This is a genomic window from Mucilaginibacter aureus, assembly GCF_053514885.1.
On the sequence record NZ_CP170601.1, the window covers coordinates 3669903 to 3692426 of the forward strand.

The 22524-nt window shown below is 42.4% G+C and carries 18 protein-coding genes; 7 read left to right on the forward strand and 11 right to left on the reverse strand.

What is annotated here, in order from left to right; genetic code table 11:
• Positions 1 to 62: 62 nt before the first annotated feature.
• Positions 63 to 782, reverse strand: a complete 720-nt coding sequence (locus tag ACFGVR_RS15790; protein WP_448698279.1) for a DUF4290 domain-containing protein — start codon at positions 780 to 782, stop codon at positions 63 to 65.
• A 225-nt stretch (positions 783 to 1007) separates the two neighbouring features.
• Between ACFGVR_RS15790 and ACFGVR_RS15795 the strand changes: the two genes are divergently transcribed.
• Together ACFGVR_RS15795 and ACFGVR_RS15800 are read left to right on the forward strand one after the other, a co-directional pair.
• Entirely contained in the window at positions 1008 to 2582 is a 1575-nt protein-coding gene (locus tag ACFGVR_RS15795; protein ID WP_448698280.1) for a M1 family metallopeptidase, read from the forward strand.
• A 34-nt stretch (positions 2583 to 2616) separates the two neighbouring features.
• On the forward strand, positions 2617 to 3273 hold the full coding sequence (locus tag ACFGVR_RS15800) for a 3-oxoacid CoA-transferase subunit B (RefSeq protein WP_448698281.1): 657 nt from the start codon (positions 2617 to 2619) through the stop codon (positions 3271 to 3273).
• Positions 3274 to 3353: 80 nt separating this feature from the next.
• Here ACFGVR_RS15800 and ACFGVR_RS15805 read toward each other — a convergent pair whose 3' ends face one another.
• The 5 genes from ACFGVR_RS15805 to ACFGVR_RS15825 form a co-directional block, all read right to left on the reverse strand.
• Positions 3354 to 3986, reverse strand: coding sequence for a uridine kinase family protein (locus tag ACFGVR_RS15805; protein ID WP_448698282.1), 633 nt, complete (start codon positions 3984 to 3986; stop codon positions 3354 to 3356).
• Entirely contained in the window at positions 3979 to 5058 is a 1080-nt protein-coding gene (locus tag ACFGVR_RS15810; RefSeq protein WP_448698283.1) for a LysM peptidoglycan-binding domain-containing protein, read from the reverse strand. The genes ACFGVR_RS15805 and ACFGVR_RS15810 overlap by 8 nt, the downstream gene beginning before the upstream one ends.
• A 16-nt stretch (positions 5059 to 5074) precedes the next feature.
• Entirely contained in the window at positions 5075 to 5836 is a 762-nt protein-coding gene (locus tag ACFGVR_RS15815) for a DUF4905 domain-containing protein (protein WP_448698284.1), read from the reverse strand.
• 75 nt (positions 5837 to 5911) lie between these two features.
• On the reverse strand, positions 5912 to 7402 hold the full coding sequence (locus tag ACFGVR_RS15820; protein WP_448698285.1) for an OmpP1/FadL family transporter: 1491 nt from the start codon (positions 7400 to 7402) through the stop codon (positions 5912 to 5914).
• 163 nt (positions 7403 to 7565) lie between these two features.
• Entirely contained in the window at positions 7566 to 8429 is an 864-nt protein-coding gene (locus tag ACFGVR_RS15825; protein WP_448698286.1) for a hypothetical protein, read from the reverse strand.
• A gap of 102 nt (positions 8430 to 8531) precedes the next feature.
• Here ACFGVR_RS15825 and proS point away from each other — a divergent pair, with 102 nt between their 5' ends.
• From proS to ACFGVR_RS15845, 4 genes are all read left to right on the forward strand, one after another.
• Positions 8532 to 10004, forward strand: a complete 1473-nt coding sequence (proS, locus tag ACFGVR_RS15830) for a proline--tRNA ligase (protein ID WP_448698287.1) — start codon at positions 8532 to 8534, stop codon at positions 10002 to 10004.
• Between the two features lie 100 nt (positions 10005 to 10104).
• Positions 10105 to 11247 (forward strand): cystathionine gamma-synthase, encoded by a 1143-nt coding sequence (locus tag ACFGVR_RS15835; protein WP_448703041.1) that lies wholly within the window; start codon positions 10105 to 10107, stop codon positions 11245 to 11247.
• 79 nt (positions 11248 to 11326) lie between these two features.
• Positions 11327 to 12103, forward strand: coding sequence for a TIGR02757 family protein (locus ACFGVR_RS15840; RefSeq protein WP_448698288.1), 777 nt, complete (start codon positions 11327 to 11329; stop codon positions 12101 to 12103).
• 301 nt (positions 12104 to 12404) lie between these two features.
• Entirely contained in the window at positions 12405 to 12803 is a 399-nt protein-coding gene (locus ACFGVR_RS15845) for a hypothetical protein (RefSeq protein WP_448698289.1), read from the forward strand.
• Positions 12804 to 12901: 98 nt separating this feature from the next.
• Here ACFGVR_RS15845 and ACFGVR_RS15850 read toward each other — a convergent pair whose 3' ends face one another.
• From ACFGVR_RS15850 to ACFGVR_RS15860, 3 genes are all read right to left on the reverse strand, one after another.
• Entirely contained in the window at positions 12902 to 13381 is a 480-nt protein-coding gene (locus ACFGVR_RS15850; RefSeq protein ID WP_448698290.1) for a hypothetical protein, read from the reverse strand.
• Between the two features lie 204 nt (positions 13382 to 13585).
• Positions 13586 to 14461 carry a PorP/SprF family type IX secretion system membrane protein gene (locus ACFGVR_RS15855; protein ID WP_448698291.1) on the reverse strand — a complete coding sequence of 292 codons (876 nt, stop codon included), beginning with the start codon at positions 14459 to 14461 and terminating at the stop codon, positions 13586 to 13588.
• Between the two features lie 17 nt (positions 14462 to 14478).
• Entirely contained in the window at positions 14479 to 17658 is a 3180-nt protein-coding gene (locus ACFGVR_RS15860; RefSeq protein ID WP_448698292.1) for a lamin tail domain-containing protein, read from the reverse strand.
• Between the two features lie 358 nt (positions 17659 to 18016).
• Between ACFGVR_RS15860 and mnmE the strand changes: the two genes are divergently transcribed.
• Complete coding sequence (gene mnmE, locus ACFGVR_RS15865; protein ID WP_448698293.1) at positions 18017 to 19399, forward strand: tRNA uridine-5-carboxymethylaminomethyl(34) synthesis GTPase MnmE; 1383 nt, start codon at positions 18017 to 18019, stop codon at positions 19397 to 19399.
• Between the two features lie 226 nt (positions 19400 to 19625).
• On the opposite strand, the gene ACFGVR_RS15870 is transcribed toward mnmE, so the two are convergent.
• On the reverse strand, positions 19626 to 20189 hold the full coding sequence (locus ACFGVR_RS15870; RefSeq protein ID WP_448698294.1) for a carboxymuconolactone decarboxylase family protein: 564 nt from the start codon (positions 20187 to 20189) through the stop codon (positions 19626 to 19628).
• Between the two features lie 43 nt (positions 20190 to 20232).
• A complete protein-coding gene (locus tag ACFGVR_RS15875; protein WP_448698295.1) occupies positions 20233 to 22407 on the reverse strand; it encodes a glycoside hydrolase family 3 C-terminal domain-containing protein in 2175 nt (724 codons plus the stop codon).
• Between the last annotated feature and the right edge of the window lie 117 nt (positions 22408 to 22524).

Sequence of the window (22524 nt, forward strand, 5' to 3'; positions counted from 1 at the left end):
TGACGACTTGAAATAATGCCCATGTCTCAAATCTCATACCTAACATCTCAAATCTAAAAAAATTAATATTTACGTCCGCCGCCGCCAGCATTGCGGTTGCGGTTATTTTGGTTGTTGTTTTGGCGTGGATTATTGTTGCTGCGTCCGCCGCCACCGCCGCCACGGTTGTTTTGATTGTTATTACGTCCGCCACGGTTATTTTCGGCTTTGTGATTAGTGGTACGGTATTCAACCTTATTCAGGTTAACGTTTTCGTCAAGTTTCAGTTCACCGCCCGAAAGTTCAAACAAATGGTTTAAAATAGTTTCATCGGCAACCGAGTCTTTGTTCCATTGCACATAAGCCATCTTCATAAAATTGGCAATGGCTTGTACCATATGGTTGCGGCGCTCAGGCTCCTGTATGCTTTTAGCTTTGTTGATCATCAGCTCAATGGTTTTGCCATAGTGCTTGTATTTTATACGCTGGTGCGGATATTTTAAAGGCTCAGGTTTTAAATGGATAGCCTCCGGACTTGGTGGCGGGTAAGGCGAGTCAACGTCTATCTCAAAGTTCGAAATAATGTGCAGGTGATCCCAAAGCTTGTGCTTAAAATCGGCAACATCGCGTAAGTGGGGGTTTAAAAAGCCCATCAGGTCAATTACCACCGCGGCGTAGCGGTTGCGTTCTTCTTTTGTGGGTAAAGCAACAATATACTTTACCATATTTTGTACGTTCCGGCCGTACTCAGACAGCAGCAATTTACTGCGCGTCGAATTATAGTCAAATGGTTGTGGTGTCATTAATAAAAATTAAATGTTTGTGTATAAGGCTACTTAGTATTTTGTTCCCTTGAGCGGGAAGGCTGAGATACTCAGGCGTAAGCCTTATTTAAAATGATGTTTCTGCTTAGTTGCAGTGCTACAAAGTTAAACAACAAATAGTTACGATCAAAACTGATTGTACAAAATATTAAATGTGCCTGTGGCTGTTTTTTTAATATCTTTAAATGATTAAAATTAACTGTTATGCGTATTGGCTTACCGTTTTGTGTTTTATTGATGTTGGGCAAAGGGGCAATGGCACAATTGCCCGAGGCTGTTGCCGATGTAAGGCATTACGAATTTAAGCTCCAATTAAACGACGAAAACAATATAATAAAAGGCAATGCTACGATTGATGTACGCTATTTAAATAACAGCGATAGTTTTAGCCTTAACCTTGTAAAGGTTAATAAAACGGGCAAAGGCATGCTGGTATCTGCGGTAAGCGAAAAGGGTAAAACCGTTAGCTTTAAACAGGATAGCGATAACGTAGTGATCTATGCATCCGCCAAACGTTCCGAAAATCATAGTTATACCATTACTTATTCGGGTATACCTGCCGATGGGCTCATCATATCAAACAATATGTTTGGCCATCGCACCTTTTTTGGCGATAACTGGCCAAATAGAGCACATAACTGGCTACCTTGTGTTGATCACCCGGCCGATAAAGCCACGGTTGATTTTATAGTTACTGCGCCCGCTCATTACCAGGTGATAGCTAACGGTTTAAAAGTGAGCGAAACGCAATTACCAAATCATTTAATGCTTACCCATTACAAAGAAAGTGCACCGGTATCAACCAAGGTAATGGTTATCGGCGTTGCCGAATTTGCTATCGACCATCCCGGCGATGTAGGAAACACGCATGTTTACACCTATGTTTTTAATGAGAACAAAGCAGCCGGTTTTCGCGATTATGCCGTGGCGCCGCAAATACTGCAATACTATGTCAATAACATCGGCCCCTTCTCGTACGAAAAGCTGGCCAACGTACAATCAAAAACCATATTTGGCGGTATGGAAAATGCCAGCGCCATATTTTACTTTGAGCGATCGGTAGGGGATAAGGGTATCGAATCGTTAATGGCGCACGAGATTGCCCACCAATGGTTTGGCGATGCTGCATCCGAAAAAAATTGGGCGCACCTTTGGTTAAGCGAGGGCTTTGCTACCTACTTTACCAACCTTTACCTTGAACATAAATACGGTGTTGATACACTGAAAAAATCGCTGCAACAGCAACGTCGCAAAGTAACCGCATTTGCCAAACGGCGGTTTACTCCCGTTGTAGATACAGCCGTTACCGGCAATTATGTCCAATTGCTCAACGCCAACAGTTACGAAAAGGGCGGATGGGTATTGCATATGCTGCGCCGTAAATTAGGCGATGTTGTTTTCTGGCAATCCATCAGGGCATATTACGCGGTGTATCGCGATAAAAATGCCAATACTGATGACCTGAGGCATGTTTTTGAAATACACTCCGGCCTTAATCTGCAAACGTTTTTTAACCAATGGCTGCGTACACCGGGCCACCCTAAACTAAAAGTAAACTATGTGTACGATGATGCAGCTAAGATGCTGAATGTGCACGTTGAGCAAACGCAGGATTACGTGTTTGAGTTTCCGTTAGAGCTTTCAGTACCGGGTGTGGCCAAAATATTCAGTTTTAACATCAAAGAAAAAACGAAAGATATACAGATCCCGTTATCAGAAAAACCTGCAACGTTAAACATCGACCCTGATGTTAATTTACTGTTTGAGCAGGTAAACTAAAACTTGCTACATTTGATTAAGATTTTATAAACCGATGCTTGATAAAAACAGTATTGCCAAACGCATTGCCCGCGAAGTAAAGGATGGCTATTATGTAAACCTGGGTATAGGAATACCTACGCTGGTGGCCAATTACATCCCGAAAGATATTGATGTGGTGCTGCAGTCTGAAAACGGATTGTTGGGCATGGGGCCCTTCCCGGTAGAAGGTGAGGAAGACCCCGATACCATTAACGCGGGTAAGCAAACCGTTACTACGTTGCCCGGCTCGGCTATATTTGATTCGGCTATGAGCTTTGGTATGATACGCGCCAAAAAAGTTAACCTCACTATTTTAGGTGCCATGGAGGTATCCGAAAACGGAGATATCGCCAACTGGAAAATACCCGGTAAAATGGTAAAAGGCATGGGTGGCGCTATGGATCTGGTGGCATCAGCCGAAAATATCATCGTAGCGATGCAGCATGTTAACAAAGCGGGCGAAAGTAAATTGCTCCCAAATTGTACCCTGCCTTTAACAGGCATCAACTGCGTAAAAAAAATAGTAACCGAACTGGCTGTGCTTGATGTTTTGCCTGGCGGTGGATTTAAGCTTTTAGAACGTGCCCCCGGCGTTAGCATTGACGAAATTAAAGCCGCCACAGCAGGAAAGCTGATTATTGAAGGCGAAATACCGGAGATGGTTGTTTAGTTATTTGGGGTATTAGTTTATTGAGTTATTATGTGATTGCACTACGCCTATAACATATTAACCCAATAACCAGTAACTCACTAACCTAACAACCCCTTCAACTCCTGGCTAATCTCCTCCGTTACCGCGATGATATCTTCGGCAACGTGGCTGTTGTTGGTAATTACCTTATCACACTCGCCCATATAGGGTAGCAAAAACTCTTTATAAGCAGGCACCACATGGTTTATCCATTTGTACATCACATCATCCTGCGAGTAGCCACGCTCAATCAGGTCACGTTTAAGGCGTCGCTGTAAAGCAACCTCTTCGTCGGCATCAATAAATATCTTCATGTCCAACAGCCCCGCAATATCCCTAAAGTGAAGAATGAACAGGCCTTCTACAATGATAATAGGAGCAGGTTTAATTTCGAGCATTTTAGGCACAGCGTTGGGGTTACCAAAGCAGTACTCTTTTTTTGTGAACGATTGCCCGGCTATCAGTTTATTAATATCCTGTATAAAATGCTCCCGATCGATGGTATGCGGCAGATCGAAGTTGTAAAGCTTGTTTTCTTCGGGTGTCATGTTATCAGCCACAGGGATATAATAATCATCCTGCGATACCAGGCACACTTCTTCGGGTTTAAAATGATTTAAAAAACAGTTTAAAAAAAAAGTTTTGCCCGACCCGCTGCCGCCGGCTATGCCAATTATATAAGGTTTACTCATTCGGGATACCGTAGCTTATAGATACATGGAAACGTTTATCTAAGGCACCAAGCGCTTCGGCTACGTTTTTGGTCATAACCACTATCACATCTTTGGTGTTTTCGTTTTCGGTAAAGCGGCCCACTACTTTGGCAAAAGTAGTACGATTGGTCATGGGGTTAACGATCCTGATCACTGTACCAACCGGAGCCGTGCGGTGCAGTATCAGTTTTTTGTTCGGATCAATACTTTCGTTTTCCATCCAAACGGCAATTCCGCTTTCATTTTTTTCGCTTAAACCATAACGGTCGCCCACTATTTTATGGCCGTTAAAGTCAACCGTATCATTTGGCGAAACTTTGGTACTATCGCGTTTGGCAACAGGCGAGGCAGGTAAATCAGGCTGTTCCACAAAAGTATCTTCGGTTTTAACCGGGGTTTTTATTGCTGATTTAGTTATTGCAGGTTTGGTTACCACAGGTTTTTCTGCCGGCTTTTCAACGGGCTGGGTGACCGGCGCTTTCTCAACAGTTTTAGCAATAGGTTTTTCTATTGGTTTCTCAACCTGCTTTTCGGGCTGTTGCTGTTTTACAACAGGATGCTCTTCGGGTGCGCTTTCTGTTGGCGGATTGGTTGACTTTACCATCAGTATCTGGCCGGGAACAAGCGTGTTGGATTTTAAACCGTTGGTTATGATCAGTTCGTCAACAGTGCTCCCAAATTTTTTAGCTATTCCAAAAAGCGTTTCACCCTGCGAAACTTTGTATTGCATGGTTGCAACCTTTGCACCGGGTTTAGCTTGTGTATTTTGATGCGCTACAGCTTTTTCGGCAAAAGGCAATTCGGTAGGTACTTTAATAATTTCACCTATCTGCATTTTGGCATCTTTATTCATGGCCATAATGGCATTTGCCGATACATTGTATCTGCGGCCTATTGAGTAAAAATTGTCTTTTGGATCGAGCTTATGTAGAATTACTTTTTTGCCATTTTGGTTTTCAACACCTACCGAATCAAATAGGGGATTAGCAAAAACCGTTGCTGTTAGCGATGACAATACAATGGTGAATAACAGGGATCTTAACTTCATCATTTTTGTTTAGCAGCCGCTATAAATTTAAAATTTTTAACTCCCGGCTGTTTTTTATGTAAATTAATTGGTTTTGATACAGTATAAACGCTTCGGGTTGTAGTTTTTGTATTTTGTCAGTTAATATATCCTCGTAAATAATATCTCCGTTAAGGGCCACAAATAAATGTTGTTTTAACAGGCCATGTTTTGAGGTGTGCAAAGATACAATTCTAAAACTATTGTGTTCCATGTAATGGCAATTACCGGCTAACTCACCGTCAAAAAAAATGTTAAAATCTGGCGGTATGCTATTTAAAATTCGCGGTAATATAAGGTGTTGAGTTATTTCTGTATCAATAGACGCGTTAAATGGCCGTACCGTTGCACCGGTTTGCGCATCTAACAGATAAAGCAGGGGAGGCTGTACCCGGGTGTTATACGCAACGGGACCGTTAATGTTGAGCTGACTAATGGCATAATTATAATTGCTCCAAAGTTCTGAGCCCGAAACACCATCAAAAGCAAAAATGCCTTTATGTACAGGGCTCTGCGCCGATTCAAAACCGTGTAAAAACAAAATGCCGTTAAATGCACCCTCGAGGCCTGTTAACCATTTTTCGGGCAGATACAGGTTTTTAAAATTAAGCTTGCCTGTATTTAAATTAACCGATGCGAAGGATACTTCACGTTTTTCGGCGCTGCGTATTTCAGCAAAAAGTAAACCGGTCTTTTCATCAATAACAAACTTCCATATCTGTCCGTCAAACTGCTCATCAATAAAAGGTTGTATTTGCATCATAAAAATTGATATGGCTATAAACGTAAAAAAACCTGCCGAGATGCGGCAGGTTCAATGCTTTTATAAAGTTTGATATTAAAACTTGAAGCCAAAAGTTAAAAATACATTGTTGTAAGTTTTATCAAGGTTTGCCTGTGGTGTATTGTTAGCCAAGACGTATGGATACACTGTTTGTGATCCTTTTACATTAGTGTAGGTAGCATCAACATAAAACTTTTCAAACCGTACACCTAAACCACCACTGATGGTTTTAGTACTTTCAAAGCCTTTTTGTGGATTGCCCTGAATGTTATAACCACCGCGGATAAATAGTTGATCGAGCTTTAACTCGCCACCCGCATGTATATTACCGGTTGACTGGTATGATGCTTTAATATCACGATTATCGCCGGTAGCATCATAGCCGTCGGTGCTGCTTAGCTTAACAGATGAGTAGTCAACAAATTCTGCATCGGCAGTAATAAAACCATAGTTCCCAAAAAATACCGCCATACCACCGCTAACTTTTAAAGGTGTGTGAAAATTATAGGTAAACGGATAGTCGGCAGGGCCGCCAGGGCTCGGGCTGCCTACGTTATAGGCTGTGGTTAAACCTTCCGAATAATCATCCTGTACAGTATACCAGGTAGGAGTGGTAAAAGTAGCGCCTATCCTTACGGCATCGGCCGGTTTATAAATAAAACCTATGCGGGCGTTAAAGCCATCGCCGGTGGTAAATTGGTTTTGATTGTAAGCAGATGTGTAGGTAACATTAACAGGGTTATTGCTGGCATCCAGTATAGAGGCTGCACCGCTTTCCGTAAAGGTATTGTTTACATTATAACGCAGGCTGGTTATACCTATACCTAAACCCAAGTATAATTTATTACTGTAATTGGCCCCCATTGATAAGCTAAACTCGTTTTCTCCACCTTCACGTGTCATATTGCTGGTTTGAGTAACGCCAGGTTTAGCGTTACCGCGATAAGTGGCTCCTAAGCTTGGGTTTGACGGATTAATATAATATTGATCGATCAGTGCGTGATCATAGGCCCAGTCTTGTAAAGTATTGTCAGAATTGGTTAAACCATAGCCATTGGCAAGGCTTGCGTAGTAATCGGTTATGGAGTTAGTGTTGTTTTTACCGCCATAATTTACATTGGCATAAAAATCGTTTTTACGGTTGTACGATGCGCCAAAGTTAAGGCTTAACCATCCCTGTGTTTTATCAGAACCACGCGGAGTGTTTAACCTTGAGTAAAATACTGCCGAAGCATTATTAAAATTTGGGGTTGATGTAGTGCTGCCGTTTGCTGTACCTAAGTAAGTTGATTTAACGTTCGATGAGTTAAACTCAGGTGTAAACGCTGCTTCGGAGTGGGTAAAAAAACCTATACCTGCCGGGTTACCGCTGATAGAACTTAAATCGCCACCTACGGCGGTTTGGGCATTACCTATGGCTTTTATACGCGATGTTGAACCGGTTTGCCCGGTTGAAAACAGAACGGCATCCTGTGAATATTGAGCAAAACTATTTTGGGCGAGGACTACTATAGCCACCGCGGTTAGTAAGTATTTAACTTTCATTAAAGTGGAAATGTTTGATTTAGAATGTGTATTTGTAAAGAAACTAATTATATAGATGATTGGTGCTTTTTAATTAACCTGTGTGCAATGTTGTAATTACGCTTTTTTTAAACTTTTATTGCACACAGGTTAATCACTCAGTTTCTTTTTTTATGGAGTTTAATCACGGTCTCACCGGTCTTGAACCTCCGCCACCGCTATTGCTGCTGCCTGATGACGAGTTACTGCTACCCGAGGATGGCTGGTAAGATGGTTGTGATTGAGTTTGAGGCTGAGGTTGAAATGTTTGTCTGGTTTGCTGAATAGTTGGCTGGTTATTGCCCGGGTAAGGGTTAACGCTGGTTGTACGTGGCTGGCGGGTAGTAGCCGGTGGGGTATAACCACCCCCCCTGCGCTCCGGATAAGCCGTATTTGCTAAGCCAGAACCGCGGTACGGCCTTGCTCCGTAGTTACCTACAGTGTTATAGTAAGAGTAAACACCTCCGTATGGCGAACCATAATAACCTCCGTAAGCTAACCCTCCGTATCCGTATCCGTAACCAGAACCATATCCGTAACCCGAACCATATCCGTAACCATAGTAGTTGTAATATGGATTATAAGCATAACTGTAAGGCGAATAGTAGCCACCACCATAATATCCCGACCCGATACCGTAGCCCAGGCTAAGGCTTAGACCGCTGTAGTAAGGGTTAATACCCACAAAATATGGGCTTACACTGCCATAATACAAGTTATCGTAGTACGATAAAGCAAACGGCGAATTATAAAAACGGTTTAACCTTGCCGAGTAGCTATCGTAGGTGTAATAATCATCACCGTCATCGGTTACCGTTGTGGTGTAATTATCATGGCGATAATTGGTACTTTGCGCATAAACCGGCTGATCGCCCGCTTTGGCGTTACTATTGTAAACATCATCGTAGCTATCGCCCTTAGCCGAAGCTAATTTATTTTGAGTAGAACAGGAACTCAGTGCCACTATAGCACCTATAAGGAATAGTCCTTTTGTAAAGTTCAGTTTCATGGGGGTATATGATTAAAAAGTAAAAGTTTAAATAAAGTATAAATTTATAAATTTGGCGGCAATAATAAACATAATTTAACAGTCAAAATTTTATAGCACTCTATGAGCAAAGGAATCATTAGTAAAGACGAGGATTATTCGCAATGGTTTAATGATTTAGTTGTCAAAGCAGACCTGGCAGAGCATTCGGCAGTAAGAGGCTGTATGGTAATCAAACCGTACGGATACTCTATATGGGAGAAGATGCAGGCAGTACTTGATCAAATGTTTAAAGATACAGGGCACAGTAACGCTTACTTCCCTCTTTTTATACCCAAATCGTTCTTCTCAAAAGAGGCCAGCCACGTTGATGGGTTTGCTAAAGAGTGTGCGGTTGTAACGCATTACCGTTTAAAAAACGATGGTAATGGCAATATTATTGTGGACGAGGATGCGAAATTGGAAGAGGAGCTAATTGTACGTCCAACATCCGAAACAATTATCTGGAATACTTACAAAGGTTGGATACAATCGTACCGCGATCTGCCGCTCCTTATCAACCAGTGGGCCAACGTTGTACGCTGGGAAATGCGTACCCGTTTATTTTTACGTACCACCGAATTTTTATGGCAGGAAGGGCACACTGCCCACGCAACCGCCGAAGAGGCTATTGCCGAAACTGAGCAAATGCTTAACGTTTACGCGGATTTTGCCGAAAATTGGCTGGCCCTACCCGTTGTAAAAGGCCGTAAAACAGCTAACGAACGTTTTGCAGGCGCTTTGGATACCTATTGTATAGAGGCTTTGATGCAGGATGGTAAAGCACTGCAGGCAGGTACGTCACACTTTTTAGGGCAGAATTTTGCCAAGGCTTTTGATGTGAAATTTGCCAATAAAGAAGGTAAGCTTGACCATGTTTGGGCAACATCATGGGGGGTATCAACCCGTTTAATGGGTGCGCTTGTAATGGCCCATTCTGACGATGCAGGCCTGGTGCTGCCGCCAAAACTGGCACCTATACAGGTGGTTATTGTACCTATTTTTAAAAGCGACGAAGAGCTTGCGCAGATATCAGCTGTGGTTGCAGAGTTAACCAAGGGGTTGAAAGCGAAAAATATCCGCGTAAAATATGACGATAGGGATACACAACGCCCCGGCTTTAAATTTGCCGAGTACGAATTAAAGGGCATACCTTTGCGTGTTGCTATTGGTGGTCGCGATTTAACCAACGGTACAGCCGAGCTGGCACGCCGCGATACCAAAACAAAGGAAACCGTACAGCAGGAAGGTTTGGTTGAGCAGATTGAAAAACTATTGGTTGATATACAGGATAACATCTACCAAAAGGCGTTAAACTTCCGTACAGAAAATACCCGCAAGGCCGACAGTTACCATGAGTTTAAAAAGATGCTCGACGAAACCCCAGGCTTTATATCAGCACATTGGGATGGAACGCCAGAGACCGAGCAGCGCATAAAAGAAGAAACCAAAGCTACCATACGTTGTATACCTTTGGATAATCCGCAGGAAGATGGCGTTTGTATGGTGACGGGTAAGCCAAGTACGCAGAGGGTTTTATTTGCTCGAGCATATTAGTCCCCATTCCCTTTAGAGGGAATGGTAATTCCTTTCCCTAAAGGAATAGATTTTTTTAATTGCTCCCCCTTTAGGGGGCTGGGGGGCTCAACATCATGCTATCATGAAATTCGGAACTAAAGCAATACACGCAGGGCAGGAGCCCGACCCAACTACCGGTGCCGTAATGACACCTATATATCAAACATCAACCTACTGGCAAAAAACGCCGGGCGATAACAAAGGTTATGAGTACTCGCGCGGTACCAACCCAACCCGTAAGGCTTTGGAAGATTGCCTGGCTGCACTGGAGAATGCTAAGCACGGTCTGGCTTTTTCGAGCGGCTTAGGTGCAACCGACTCGGTGATGAAACTATTGGCTCCAGGCGATGAGGTAATTACCGGCGACGACCTTTACGGCGGTTCATACCGTATGTTTACCAAGATATTTGCTAACTACGGTATCAAGTTCCACTTTATCGATATCTCGAAACCCGAGAATATCGAACCGTATATCAATGATAAAACCAAACTGATCTGGCTGGAAACACCAACTAACCCGACGATGAAGATCATTGATATTGCCGGAGTAGCCAAGATCGCGAAAGCGCATAAAGTAATGCTTTGCGTTGATAATACCTTTGCTTCGCCATACCTGCAAAACCCGATAGATCTGGGTGCCGACCTGGTAATGCATTCGGCTACCAAATACCTGGGTGGCCATAGCGATGTGGTGATGGGTGCATTAATGATGAATGATGATGAGTTGTATAAAAAGCTTTGGTTCTTTTACAATGCAACAGGGGCAACCCCTGGCCCCATGGATAGCTTTTTGGTATTACGTGGTATTAAAACACTGCACCTACGCATGAAAGCACATTGCGATAATGGGCGTAAAGTAGCTGAGTATTTAAAAACACATCCTAAAATAGATAAACTTTACTGGCCGGGTTTTGAAGATCATCCTAATCACGATATCGCAAAAAAACAAATGCGCGATTTTGGCGGGATGATCTCATTCACTGTAAAGGGAGCAACCCTTGAAGATACTTTCAAACTGGCCGGCTCATTCAAAGTATTCACCCTTGCCGAATCATTAGGCGGCGTAGAATCGCTGATCAACCATCCCGTGAGTATGACACATGGCAGCATCCCGAAAGAGCTTCGTGACAAAGCAGGCGTTGTAGACAGTTTGCTACGTTTAAGCGTAGGGGTAGAGGATATTGACGATCTGCTGGAAGACTTGAAACAAGCATTAGGTTAGGATCAAAGAATAAGGAACAAGGAGTAAAGATTCAATAGTAATCTTTGTTCTTTACTCCTTGCTCTTTAATCAATCAACTATGATCGAAAATCTAAAAGCCTTCCTCGATTCAAAAGTTTCGCAATACAACCGCTCGGATTTTATAAAAAACGACCCTATCGTTATCCCGCATATGTTCAGCAAAAAGCAGGATATCGAGATCATGGGCTTTTGGGCGGCTACTTTGGCCTGGGGGCAGCGGGTTACCATCATCAATAAATGCAGGGAGCTGATCGGCCTGATGGATGGCGCTCCGTATGATTTTATTATGAACCATGAAGAACCCGACCTGAAAAAGCTGCTAAAGTTTAAGCATCGCACTTTTAATGATATCGACACGCTGTATTTTATCAGCTTCTTCCGCTATCATTACGAACGTCACAGATCGCTGGAGGCGGCTTTTTTGCCGTTACCCGGAACACATAACACACAACTCACAACCGAAAACTCCCTCAATCACTTTCGCCGTTACTTTTTCTCATTACCCGATTATCCGCACCGCACCCGTAAGCATGTATCATCGCCCGAGCAAAAATCAACCTGCAAGCGTTTAAATATGTTTTTGCGATGGATGGTGCGTAAGGATAATGCCGGTGTTGATTTTGGTATCTGGAGCCATATTAAGCCTGCCGATCTGATTATGCCATGCGACCTGCATGTCGACCGTGTGGCACGCAAACTTAATCTCATCAGCCGCAAACAAACCGACTGGCAAACCGCCGTCGAACTGACTCAGCAACTCCGTAAATTCGATCCAGCTGACCCGGTAAAATATGATTTTGCATTATTTGGATTAGGGATAGAAGAGAAGTTTTAAAGTTACTATAGTAGTGCAACTCCAATTATTTGCATAAGTGACTTAAAATCTATCCATATTTTGTTATAAAAAATAACAGTCTGTTTTAGTATATAAACTATTCATGTCATGTAGGTTAATATTTATTAACAGACAGGTAATTTTTAACAATTTTTCTTTTTGGATATCATCTTATGGCAATACTGGTGTCACTTTGGATATCAGGGCCAGAATTTGGCATAGCCCTTGTTAATATTTTGAAAGTCAGTGCTCTTAAAGCTATTGGAGCGCTATAATACATTACAAAATAAATTTAACTAACATGGACCATTATAGAGAAATAAGAAACAACTTAGCCTGGCATAATGAGGGCAAGTTTGAGGTTGAACTGGTTAACGGGATAATAACTAAACTTAATTTTTGTGAACCAGGTAAGGGCCCGCACGATACAGGTCAATGTCTTACCTCAACTAATTTTAAATTTTTGCAAGCAGTATATTCGAGTCTTGGCGACTTGTTTGCATTTATTGAAGACGAGAACAAGCGCCTGGGGTACAGTTACTCACGCCCCACCGAAATCCAGCATACTTATTCGGAAGATACAGAAGACGCTTATCCTGCAAGCGCCGAAACCAAATTAAGGCCATTGATCAATTATAATCATCAGCCCGATGTTAATGAACCTATAATTGAAGAAAATAAACTGCGGGATATTGGATAAATATTGACATTTTTAGCAGAGCTAAATCTGCCGTAATCGTAAAAATAAAACAGCCCCATATCAATAAGATAATGAGGCTAAAAGATTAATATGTTTATTTAAAACCTGATCAAAGTGCTGGTGTCAACTTCCTTATCAGCACTATAAGTTGTGCCATTTGAGGTGTAGGTAACGCCGCTAACATTGGTAGACGTGATCAATAAGGTATTATTATCTTTAAAAGATATTGTACTATCAGATGAACTATTGCCCGAACTTAAATGTAATACCGTATTGGAAGTGGTAAGGCTATAATTTAAGGTACCTATCAGTGTTGACGAGGATCCATTTACTGTATACAAATTAAAGGCACCGCTTGATGTAAACTCGTAATAGCCGGCTACGGTGGTTGGCGCCGGGAAGTTTTCGCGGTAAACTTCTTTTCCGTTGGTATAATAAACACTTAGGCCAACACCATCTTTCCATTTGCCTACGATTTTTGTGGGATTATCGGCATTTGGGTCGGGCGCCGGGTTGTTGCTTTTCTTGCATCCCGCAAAAACAAGCACCATAAAAATAATTGGTAACAGTTTTTTCATGTCAAGGTTTTTTTATGATAGAGTAAATATACAAATAATATCAATAAGTATTTACTTCAACTTAAAAATTATAACGATTCAAACATTTAAATAAAATAAACGATAATTGCGCCCGCGGACATTTTCGGCGAACAAAAAAGTTATATAAGCAAAGCAGCCCGCGTATCACTGATACGCGGGCTGCTGTATTAAGGTTTGCCTGGTTTACAAATTTAGTTTCAAGCCTAATTCAACATCGCCACTGGCATTGTAGTTAATAGTAGCAGTGTTGGTAGTGTAGAATGCTAATATGGCGAATGAAGCTTTGTTGAGGCCAAAACCAAACGTAGCGGTATTATTGCTGTGGTATAAACCTTGTATGTTAAATATATTGTTGTTAAACCCAACATTTAACCCCGCGTCAAGAATACCAGGAGCACCTTTTATCCCCCTAAAAATAGCTTTTGGTTCAAAGGTAATGTCTTTCGGATCGCCAAGTTTGTAGCTTGCCGAAGCAAAGTAAAGTGATTTATCAACAGTGTTATTATCTTTAAATACCGAGTGTAAATTAGGCAGCACACCTTGTATGGTTAAGCTGTTACTGGTGTACGATATACCAAAATCGCCATCAAGATAATTTTGTTTGTTGTTAAAGTTAGCTACGGTTTGGTCGCTTGCATCACCTACAATGTTATTGGTTTGTAAGTGTTGGTTTAACAACCCGGCCGACAGACCAAAATTAAGTTTTTGATTATTGGCGCCAATTGGCAAATGGTAAGCATAAGTTACCACGGCCCGGGTGGTTCTAATCAATCCCGAAAAATCATTATAAAGATTTAAACCGAGACCAACCTTGTTCATCTGGTATTCTACAGTTCCTGATTGTGTTGAAGGCGAGCCATCAACGCCAATGGCTTGTTTGCGGTAATCCAAATTGATATTTAAACCTGAGTTTAAGCCAGCCATAGCCGGGTTAAACAGATATTGGTTTGAATAATATTGCGAAGCCAGCGGATTTAATTGCGCCTTAACATTTGTTGCACAAACAACAAATGCTAATGCAAACGCTGTAACTACGGAGTGTTTGTATTTTAATTTCATGTGGTGTTTTGTGAAGTTTAGTCTCTTATTATATTAACGTAGCCAGTGTATTTAGGAGCGCCGGTGCCAAGGTCAATTACATAGTAATAAGTGCCTTGTGTTAATGGCTGCCCATTGTAGGTGCCGCCCCAATCATTAAGGTAATTTGTAGCGGTAAATACTACTTTTCCGGCTTTGTCAACCACTTTAACCGAACTGGTTGGATAATAATCAATATTCTTAATTATCCAGGTATCGTTTTTACCATCACCATTTGGTGTGATAATATTATTGGTTACCAGCGGATAAAAAGTGTTTACGGTAAGAGTTATAGTTTGTGTAACCGGACAGCTTGATGCATTTGATGCAACTAACGTGTAAGTAGCTGTAGATTTTGGCCTTACAATAAGCGTTGAAGTATTGTTTGCGCCTATAATATCGCCGGCTGCAGCACCAAGTGATGAACTCCATGTATATGTAGTGGCCCCCGGAGTAGCAGTTAACTGTGCAGTTACGCCTTTTGTAATTGTAGTGCCGGCATTGCTTACAATATTAACATTAGGCAAGCTGTTTACGGTGATATTAAAGCTACGGGTGTAAGTATCCACACCACCGTTGGCCGTACCGCCATTGTCTTTAACGGTTACAGTAACTACTGCTGTGCCACTTGCGTTTGGCGCGATGGTGTAATTGATTTGGCCGGTTGTGCCTCCGGATATCGTAAATACACCTAATTGTGAAAACAAGGCCGGATTAGTAGAAGTTACTGATAATATAACCGTTTGTGTAGCCTCCGCGCCCGGCGTAACACCGGTTAATGCTATTGTTTGCTGTGCCGAAGTATAGCAAACTGTAACATCATTGATAGCATTAAGCGTTGGCGGCGTATTAATTGGTACCGTACCTGTTCCGTTTAAAGTAACAGTTTGTGATGTTGCGTTGGTAGCCGATACTGTTGCAGTACCATTTGAAGCCCCAACAGTTGTTGGACTAAATTGCACATATACTGTTTGTGCAGTTGCCATTTGTGCCTGGGTAAAGGTTAAGCTCGTGCCATAAGTACCGGTTGATGTTGCCGATATAGCGTATGGAGCAGCAACCGTAACCGAAACACCTGTTGATGGGATGTTAGTGCCCGATACCGAGAAGCTTTGAGATGCAGAAGTACTGCCGTTAGCCTGGCTAAATGTTAATGTTGCCGGCGTAACTGCTAAAGTTGGCGCTGCAGCTGTAGTACCCGAACCATTTAAGGTAACAGATTGAGTAGCACTGCCGCTGGTAATAGCTATCGTGCCATTAGCCGCGCCGGCTACAGTTGGTGTAAATTGTACATATACAGTTTGGCCTGTTGTAACCTGTGCCTGGGTATATGTTAGTGTAGTGCCATAAGTACCGCCTGATGTTGCCGAAATAGCATAAGGAGCAGCAACTGAGAGAGATGCACCTGCAGTTAAATTAACACCCGATAATGAAAACGACTGTGCCGCAGATGTTCCACCAACAGCCTGGCTAAAGGTTAATGTGGAGGGAGTTGCAGTTAAAGTTGGCCCGGTTACTACCGCCGGTTCAAGCGGAGATGCCGAGTTTTGCGGGTTCATCAATGTAGGCACAAAAAAGTCGTTGCCGTTATTATCGGTATCGTAGCCGTTTCCTTTTAGATCTTCGGTGCCACCGGCTGCCATAGTAGTGGCGGTTGATGTAGCTGAAGCTTTACGTTCGATGGTTGAAGTGGTAGTTAAAGGAGGAGCAGCGGCTGAACCTTCATAGTATGCTGCCGTTGTTCCGTAACCAACCAGATCAACAATGGTAGAATTTGGTAAAGTGGGTTGTGATCCTATAATGGTTGCAATATTAAGTAATGCAACCTTACCGGCTACCGAAGACATATTAAAGTTGTTGGTAGTACCTGTTGTAACCAGATCAGCCGTTGGTAAGGTAAGTGATCCGGTAGCTGCTGTGCCTTGTTCCTGTATTAAGAAATAACCATGGGACTTTATAATAGATCCGGCAGGAAATACCGTTAACCCCGACCAGGCGCCTGTGCCTGTAGCCGAGTTATATTGTGCCGACCAGTTACTCATATCCACATCAGCACTGGTTGGATTGTATAACTCGATCCAATCGTACGAATAAGAGTTTCCGTTACCACCGTAAATTTCGCTGATAACTACGTGGTTGGCTCCTGTTGATGCAGCCGTACCTGTGCCATTTAAAGTAACCGTTTGCGAAGTTGCACCGGCGGTAACTGTTGCAGTACCATTAGCCGCACCGGCTACGGTTGGAGTAAATTGTACATATACGTTTTGTGCTGACGCCAGTTGTGCCTGGGTAAATGTTAATGTGGTACCATAAGTACCGCCTGATGTTGCTGAAATAGCATAGGGAGCAGCAACTGAAACAGAAGCTCCGGCCGAAGGTATATTAGTACCCGATACACTAAAACTTTGCGCAGCCGAAGTGCCGCCTACAGTCTGGCTAAAGGTTAATGTTGTTGGCGCAAGTACTAAAGTTGGAGTTGCAGATGCTGCCGGCTCCAGTGGGGAAGCCGAGTTTTGCGGATTCATAACTGTAGGCACAAAAAAGTCGTTACCGTTATTATCGCTATCCCAGCCGTTTCCTTTTAGATCTTCGGAACCACCGGCTGCCATAGTAGTGGCGGTTGATGCAGCCGAAACTTTACGTTCGATGGTTGAAGTGGTAGTTAAAGGAGGAGCAGCGGCTGTACCTTCATAGTATGCTGCTGTTGTTCCGTAACCAACCAGATCCACAATGGTAGAATTTGGTAAAGTGGGTTGTGATCCTATAATGGTTGCAATATTAAGTAATGCAACCTTACCGGCTACCGATGACATATTAAAGTTGTTGGTAGTACCGGTTGTAACCAGATCAGCTGTTGGTAAGGTAAGCGATCCGGTAGCTGCCGTACCCTGTTCCTGTATTAAGAAATAACCATGGGACTTTATAATAGATCCGGCAGGAAATACGGTTAACCCTGACCAGGCGCCTGTGCCTGTAGCCGAGTTATATTGTGCCGACCAGTTACTCATATCTATATCAGCATTGGTTGGATTGTATAACTCGATCCAATCGTACGAATAAGAGTTTCCGTTACCACCGTAAATTTCGCTGATAACTACGTGGTTGGCTGTTTGCGCATGCAAGGCCACCGGTAAAAAAAACAAAAGAGAATAAAATAGGTAGAGTAACGTTTTTTTCATGTTAGAGAGTTATGTGCTTGTCAATAAAAAAATGCTTACGAAAGTATAAGTTTAATGTCTATTGTGTTTAAATTTAATGTTAACAAACTATATTTTTTTTGTTAAAATTTAATACGACAAGCAATTTAATGCTTTTTTTTTATAATTCAACTCAATAATTTTAATTATTTTAGAAATGCAGCTTTTTATTAAACAAAACTGTAGCACGACCACAGTTTTGTTACAGAAGCAAGGATTAACCCAGGGTTAAAATGTAGTTATTTAAGGTGATGGTTTTATCGGCAGACTAAAGTACGATTGCTTCTGATCATAAAAAAATGACGATAATAATTGATGCCAAATGCCGACCTTTGCCGCAATGTCTAACATCATTAAAGAAGATACCATTGTTGCCCTGGCCACACCCAATGGCGTTGGCGCTATTGCTGTCATCCGTCTTTCAGGGCCTGATGCTATTGTTATCGCCAATAGTATTTTTAAAGGGAAGAATTTATCCGAACAAGCATCGCATACCATACATTTTGGAAATATTATTGATGGTGATGTAGTTTTAGATGAGGTATTGGCTTCAGTTTTTGTAGCACCAAAATCGTATACCCGCGAAAATGTAGTTGAACTTTCGTGCCACGCCTCTCCTTATATTATTACATCCATTATTAAATTGCTTATCAAACAAGGCGCACGTGCCGCAAAGCCCGGCGAGTTTACTTTAAGGGCATTTATTAATGGCCAGCTTGATTTGAGTCAGGCTGAGGCTGTTGCAGATCTGATCGCGGCTAACTCGAAAGCATCGCAGCAGGTAGCTATGCAGCAGTTACGCGGCGGATATAGCAGCGAATTAAAGCAATTACGTGAGCAACTGGTTAATTTTGCTTCACTGATAGAGCTTGAACTTGATTTTTCGGAAGAGGATGTTGAATTTGCTAATCGTACCCAATTAAAACAGTTGATCATCGAGATCAGTAAAATGATCGGTAAACTTATCCAATCGTTCGAATTAGGTAATGCAATAAAATTGGGCGTTAATACGGTGATCGCCGGAAGGCCAAATGCCGGGAAGTCGACCTTGCTCAATGCTTTATTAAATGAAGAGCGAGCCATAGTAAGTGATATTGCCGGAACCACCCGCGACACAATTGAAGAGGTACTGAATATTAATGGGATCAACTTTCGTTTAATTGATACCGCTGGGCTGCGTGAAGCTACCGATACTATTGAAGCGATAGGTGTTAAAAAAACATTGGAAAAAATAAGCCAGTCGGCTTTACTACTCTATGTTTTTGATGCCGAACAGCTTAGTGGCACTGATGTACAGCAGGACATTGAAAGCCTGATATTTGACGGCTTGCCTGTTTTGGTTGTTGCCAATAAAATCGATCTTTTGCAGGATGAACAATGGCAGCCTGGTTTTACTTTGCGCGGAAATGCAGAACTGGTTACAGTATCGGCACGCGAAAAACAACATATTGACCATTTAAAACAAAGTATCTATAATAAGACTGTGCGTGGACAACTTACAGGGGACGAGAGCCTGGTAACCAATATTCGCCACCTTGAAGCATTACAAAAAACACAAAGTGCTTTAGAAAGGGTACTTAACGGAATTGACAACCCTGTAACCTCTGATTTTTTAGCTTTAGATATTAAGCAGGCACTACATTATCTTGGCGAAATAACTGGTGTAGTAACTACGGATGATCTTCTTGATAATATCTTTTCGAAGTTTTGTATCGGAAAGTAGGACCGCAAAAATTACAAGGTATATCAATATAGATCACGGTTGATCAGTGATCTTTTGTAAAACATTTCTTAGGGCATGATGGGCGTTGGTGTTGGAAGCCTGTTCTGCTCGCATGTGAATGATACATCATTCTGACTATCCATACAATACTTTGGCTTATTATTGAAGCAGGCTTTGATCCTGGTCGCTAATGGAAACACCTGTCTCGGTTGTTGGACGGACCTTCTTACGTTTGGTGCAGGCTCGCGTAGCGGTTTGCTGATGGTAAATAGCCACTGTTTTTTAAAATATTACCCAACCTGTCATAAAAAGCAGGATCAGTTGGAGTAAAGGTCGCCAGGCCGTCTACATATTTGTTGTACATGCAAAAAAGCGATGCTATCAATACGGTGTCATGAATTTCAAGGTCTGTCGCTCCGCTTTGTCTGGCATTTTTAACTAATTCATTATCAACCATCCGTGCGTCGGCCTGTACCCGCCTCGCAATTTCGAGCAGGTGCTTCATTTTTTCACTTACGGGCGCGTTTTTCGGATCATTTTTCACTTTCTCCGCCGTTTCCTTTTCGCCCAAAAGGGCATCCGCGGCAGCGCTATGTGATGCCATGCAAAAATTGCATTTGTTGCCCTGCGATACTACAGTTGCGATAAGCTCACGCTCCCCTTCGGTCAGTGTCGACTCTCCGCGCAACAAAATTTGTGTGAGCTGCCTGATAGGCAAAGCGGTGTCCTGCCTGTAATTTAATAAGCCTGTAATGCCAGGCAAATTTTCATCTAATGGAATGTGTGACATTGTTGTTTGATCTAATATTTTATTTCCAAATAAACTTTTTTATCTAATTGATGGTAATAGTTCCTGTTTGCCTTATATCACGGGACGATGCGCCAACCATGACCTTATATTCACCCGGCTCAACCACCCATCGCCGTTTTTGTATGTTGTAATATGCCAGGTCTTTAACATTAAAATTCATTTCCACTTTATTTGCGTGCCCGGGTTCAACGTTTACCTTGCAAAATGCCTTGAGCTGTTTTTCGGCCATCATCACTTTCGCGTTTGGTTTATTGATATACAACTGAACGGTTTCTTTACCGGCGAAAGCCCCGGTATTTCTTAATTCAAATGAAACCTTGACCTTATCATTTTGACTGTATGTTTTTTTAGCGATCTTTAAGCTGTTGTAATCGAACCTGGTATAAGATAGCCCGTAACCGAAGCAGTATAATGGTTCTATTTTCTTAGTATCAAACCATCGGTAGCCCACCAATATGCCTTCTTTATAATTAGCTGTCAGATCGTCGCCCGGATAAGTTTTTAACGCAAATGCCGGGGAATCATCAAGTGAAGCTGGAAATGTAAATGGTAATTTGCCCGAGGGGTTAACATTTCCGGTAAGCACATCGGCCAAAGCATTGCCACCTTCAGAGCCATTGAACCACGACCACACGATAGTTTGGTTGTTCTTTTGAATTTTGGCCAGATCATAGGGAGCACCGCCAATTACCACGATGATGGTGTTGGCATTTGCTCTGGTAACGGAATCTACCAACTGCTGTTCGCCAAAAGGCAATTCAAGACTGCTACGGTCATTTCCTTCACTTTCATAGTCACGATTCGAACCGATGAATAGAATTGCTACCTCGGCACTTTTAGCCACTGCCACCGCCTCGCGGATAAGTGCCGTATCGGGCTTATCCGCTTGTGCGTTCTGTATGGATGTATTGGTAACTAAATAATTTGCGCGGTAACCGTGTGCATATTTTATATCAATATTGCTGCTCAATTTATTCCGCAATCCCTCAAGCGCCGTGATCTCATATTTGGCCTTAACACCGGCACCAAAACCTCCCTGTGCAAATTTGTGAGTGGCATTATCACCAATAACAGCTATACTCCTGATCTTACTGGTTTTTAACGGAAGCAAGTTTGCTTCATTTTTTAATAACACGATCGATTCTGCCGAGATGTTATATGCTGCTTTCCCATGCGCTGCGGTCCCTATTTTACCGGCTGGATGATCAGCACTCATAGACGTATGAAAAACTACCCACAATATCCGCTTAACCTTATCGTCGATCAAATGTTCGTCGATCTCTTTATTTTTTACGGCAGCCATTAAAGGCGCCGCAAAATACCATTGATCATAGGGGCCGCTACTTCCCATTTCAATATCCAGGCCGGCCTTTGCAGCATCAACTGTTGAGTGTACGCCACCCCAGTCAGAAATGACGGCGCCTTTAAACCCCCATTTCTTTTTCAAGGTTTGGTTCAACAGGTAGTCGTTCTCAGAACACCATTTACCGTTCACTTTATTATAGGCAGACATTATGGTATACGCGTTTCCCTGCTGAATGGAAGCTTTAAAAGCCGGAAAGTAAATTTCATTTAAGGCGCGTTCGTCAACTACTGCATTAACGTTATTGCGGTTAGCCTCTTGATTATTAACAGCAAAGTGTTTAACGCATGCAGCCACATGCTGACTTTGTATCCCTTTAACTGCCTGTATCGCCAACTGGGCGTTCAAGAAAGGATCTTCAGAATAGTATTCATATGTACGGCCGTTCAGTGGGATGCGGCAGATATTAAAGGCTGGCGCAAGCATAACTATTTTTTTTCGGGCATTTGCTTCTTCGCCTATTACCACTCCATATTGTTTAGCCATCGCGGGGTTCCAGGTTGCTGCGATCGCTGAGCCGTTCGGCATAAATGTTGCCGAATCAGTGGTCCAGTTGGCCGACTTCCAGTCAAACCGCAACACTTCTTCACGTACCCCGAGCGGCCCGTCATCGCAGGTGAGTTCAGGTATATTTAAGCGCTTAACACCTGCGGATGAAAACAACGCGTTGCCATGCAGCATCTCTATTTTTTCAGCCAATGTCATTTGTTTTAAGATCCGGTCGATCTTCTGTTCAATTATAGCTTCGTTTTTATTTTGTGCAAATAAATTTTTTGACGGACATAGTAAGGCGATACAAATAACCATGCAAACAATACGTTTTGTTCTTATCATTTTATAACTCTTTGTGGTAGGGTAGGTTGTTTTTAATTTCCGCTAAATATACCTGCCATTTACATCGGTTACGTGATCCAAATGTTGCTTATTGGGGTTAGCAATGTTGCCGATCTA